Annotated in this window: 4 protein-coding genes; all 4 read right to left on the bottom strand. The window is 67.9% G+C overall.

Annotated features, from left to right (window positions below):
- Positions 1-8 precede the first annotated feature (8 nt).
- The 4 genes from ACQKIP_RS45070 to ACQKIP_RS45055 all read right to left on the bottom strand — a co-directional run bounded on the left by ACQKIP_RS45070 (position 9) and on the right by ACQKIP_RS45055 (position 1,919).
- Positions 9-254 (bottom strand): gas vesicle protein GvpG, encoded by a 246-nt coding sequence (locus ACQKIP_RS45070; RefSeq protein WP_365862117.1) that lies wholly within the window; start codon positions 252-254, stop codon positions 9-11.
- Positions 255-260: 6 nt separating this feature from the next.
- On the bottom strand, positions 261-1,004 hold the full coding sequence (locus tag ACQKIP_RS45065) for a GvpL/GvpF family gas vesicle protein (protein ID WP_365862116.1): 744 nt from the start codon (positions 1,002-1,004) through the stop codon (positions 261-263).
- Complete coding sequence (locus ACQKIP_RS45060; RefSeq protein WP_365862114.1) at positions 1,001-1,417, bottom strand: gas vesicle structural protein GvpA; 417 nt, start codon at positions 1,415-1,417, stop codon at positions 1,001-1,003. Before ACQKIP_RS45060 ends, ACQKIP_RS45065 begins: the two co-directional genes overlap by 4 nt.
- A 118-nt stretch (positions 1,418-1,535) precedes the next feature.
- Positions 1,536-1,919, bottom strand: coding sequence for a gas vesicle protein (locus ACQKIP_RS45055; protein ID WP_365862113.1), 384 nt, complete (start codon positions 1,917-1,919; stop codon positions 1,536-1,538).
- Positions 1,920-2,533: the final 614 nt, after the last annotated feature.

Raw genomic sequence — 2,533 nt, 5'->3', positions numbered from 1 at the left:
GTGTGACGTCACGCGCCTGATTGTCTTGTGCGGCTGGCTTCCAGCCGGTCGAGGAGGGCGTCCTCGTGCCGGTCGAACGTCTCCTCATCGAGCTCGCCCGCTTCCAGCTGCTCTTCCAGTGCGGCCAGTTGCGCCTTGATGGCCGAAGGGTCGTAGTACTGGCGCTCCGCGTCGGCGACGACCTGCTCCATGACCCACAGGGAACCCCGCACGGGGGCAAGGGGCAGCAGGAGCACATCGCTCAGCAGTCCCATCGGGCCCTATCCCGCGACGGGCTGGGTGACGTCGGGTTCCACGAAGCTGTAGGGAGCCAGCGGCCCGTTGACCCGCAGGACGAGGTGGGGATGGGCCTGGCGGAGCCCGTCGACGGCATCCAGGAGCGGCTGGTAGGAGGACCGGCCCACCAGGAAGGACAGGTTGGTGATCCAGCCGGAGCTGTCGGGAGCGGCGCTGACCGCGTCCGCGTGCGGCTCCAGCGCGGCCCGCACCACCGCGGCATCCCGGGCCTCGCGATGCTGCACGGCCGTGGCGACCAGCTCGCCGAGCCGCATCTTGTCCTGGTGGCTGCCGCCCCCCGAGGCGCGGTTGCTGTCCCGCAGGGCGCGGACGTCGGGGTTCTCCGCCATGACGGTGCGCAGCACGGCATCCTCGTCGTGCTGGGCCTTGACGTTGTACTCGACCCGATCGTGCAGCGCCGCCAGACGTTCCTGGTAGTGGGTCTCGCGCTCGCTGAGGGCGGCGGCGACCGCCTCGTCGTCCGGCGCGAGACTGCCAAAGCGCATGGGCAGCACCGTGCCGCCGCTCCCGGCCTCGGACAGCACGCTCTGGTGGGCCAGCAGATCCCGCCGCTTGGGCCGCAGATTCTCCGGGGCGTCGCTGACCACTGCAATCAGCCCTCCGCTGGTGACCGTGCGCAGGGGCAGCGCGGGATTCCCCACGCCCGTCGCCCCCTCGGGCAGGCCGGGGTGTCCCGAGGCCGCGATGCCGTAGACGTACGTGCTCATTCCTGCTCCTCCTTGCGGCTGGGGGTGCGGCGCTGTCGCGACCGGGAGGGGCTCTTGCCCTCGTCGCGGGCCTGGCCGAAGGCGTCGGATATGGTCTCCGCCGCGCCGGACAGGGCGCCCTTGGTCTTGCCGTGGGCGCCTGACTCCATGGTGTCGCCGATGATGTCGGTCAGGCCTGAGGGCTTCTTGCTGCCGCTCTCCAGGTCCAGGCGGTTGCAGGCCTCGGCGAAGCGCAGATAGGTGTCCACGCTGGCGACGACGACGCGTACGTCGATCTTCAGGATCTCGATGCCGACCAGGGAGACGCGGACGAACGCGTCGATCACCAGGCCGCGGTCCAGGACCAGCTCCAGCACGTCGTACAGGCCGCTGGAACCTCCGCCTCCGCTGCTCTGCGTGGTGGCAACTGTCATGATGTTCCTCCGCTTCGTGTCGTCGATGGCCGCGAGAGCGCCGCGCACACTCGTGCGGGGTGCTTTCCCGGGCGGTGATGGCCGGCGAAATCAGCCGGCGGATGACATCCCGGGGGTGTCACCCGGAACTGCGGTCGTCGGAGCGAGCGCGCTCATAGCGCCTGAGCCGCTGATAGCCGGTGAGGATGCCCTCGCTGTCGAGCGTGACCTCGTAGCTCGCGAGCAGACTCATCGTGTCGGGGACCCGGGACAGTTCCAGGACCTCCACCTCCAGTCGCCAGCCGTTCTCGGTGGCACTGAACGTGGAGACCGCGTCGACCGGCTTGCCGGTGAGCTCCGAAAGCTGTGCGCGTGCTTCGCGGATGGCGTCGGCCGGACGGAGTCTCCTGGTGCGTCGTGACGCTGAGGACTCGGCGTGTTCGCCAGAACTCCTGGTCTTTTCGGCGGTGGTTGTTTTGCGTGTACGGGACTTTGCGCCCGCTGGCTGAGAAGAGTCAGTCATAAAGCATCTCGCCCCCTGTACCCATGGATCCCTGGCCAAACCTGGAATCCCGTGGACCGATGTGATGCCCCTGGCTTTGAACCTGGCCGGAAGAGCGTCGAGTGCGAGTAACGCCACATTTCCCGACGGACGGACGGCGCAGGCAAGGGACCGATACCGGATTCCCCGCCTGAACCGACTTACGGCACCCGATCGGAAGAGATATTTCCGAACGCGCCGAACGCGTTCTGCTCGCTCGCTGCGATCAGCCGATTACCCGGGGGCCAGAGGTTGCCGCGTTCGTGGAGGTGGCGACCTTTGCAGGCAGGACAGCGGTCAGTGCTCCCGGGAGCTTCGTTTGGCCCCAGCTTGAAGGCGGGCGTACCCGCGAAGGCGACAGATGGATCTTCTCGTTACTTCACAGGCTGGCCAGCGATGAGTTTGTGGCTCCCGGACGGTCCAATCTTGTGACCTCCCAGGAAAGGACAGCAGCGAGCGAGTCGCCTCTGGCAATTGGCGGTCGAGCCGTCGCGGGCTCCGGACGGCCACGTCCTTGGAGCCTTGCCAACGACGCAGCCGTGACAGCCAACCCAGAAACCCCCGGGGCCCTCCGTACTTACGGATGACCACAGAGC

Source organism: Streptomyces sp. NPDC059900 (genome assembly GCF_050270335.1).
GTDB lineage: Bacteria > Actinomycetota > Actinomycetes > Streptomycetales > Streptomycetaceae > Streptomyces.
The sequence above is the reverse complement of the archived record's forward strand: the minus strand, read 5'-3'. Positions and strand labels throughout refer to the sequence as shown.

Coding starts and splice junctions, on each gene's coding strand:
- ACQKIP_RS45070 (WP_365862117.1), bottom strand. CDS start 254: ATGGGACTGCTGAGCGATGTGCTCCTGCTGCCCCTTGCCCCCGTGCGG.
- ACQKIP_RS45065 (WP_365862116.1), bottom strand. CDS start 1,004: ATGAGCACGTACGTCTACGGCATCGCGGCCTCGGGACACCCCGGCCTG.
- ACQKIP_RS45060 (WP_365862114.1), bottom strand. CDS start 1,417: ATGACAGTTGCCACCACGCAGAGCAGCGGAGGCGGAGGTTCCAGCGGC.
- ACQKIP_RS45055 (WP_365862113.1), bottom strand. CDS start 1,919: ATGACTGACTCTTCTCAGCCAGCGGGCGCAAAGTCCCGTACACGCAAA.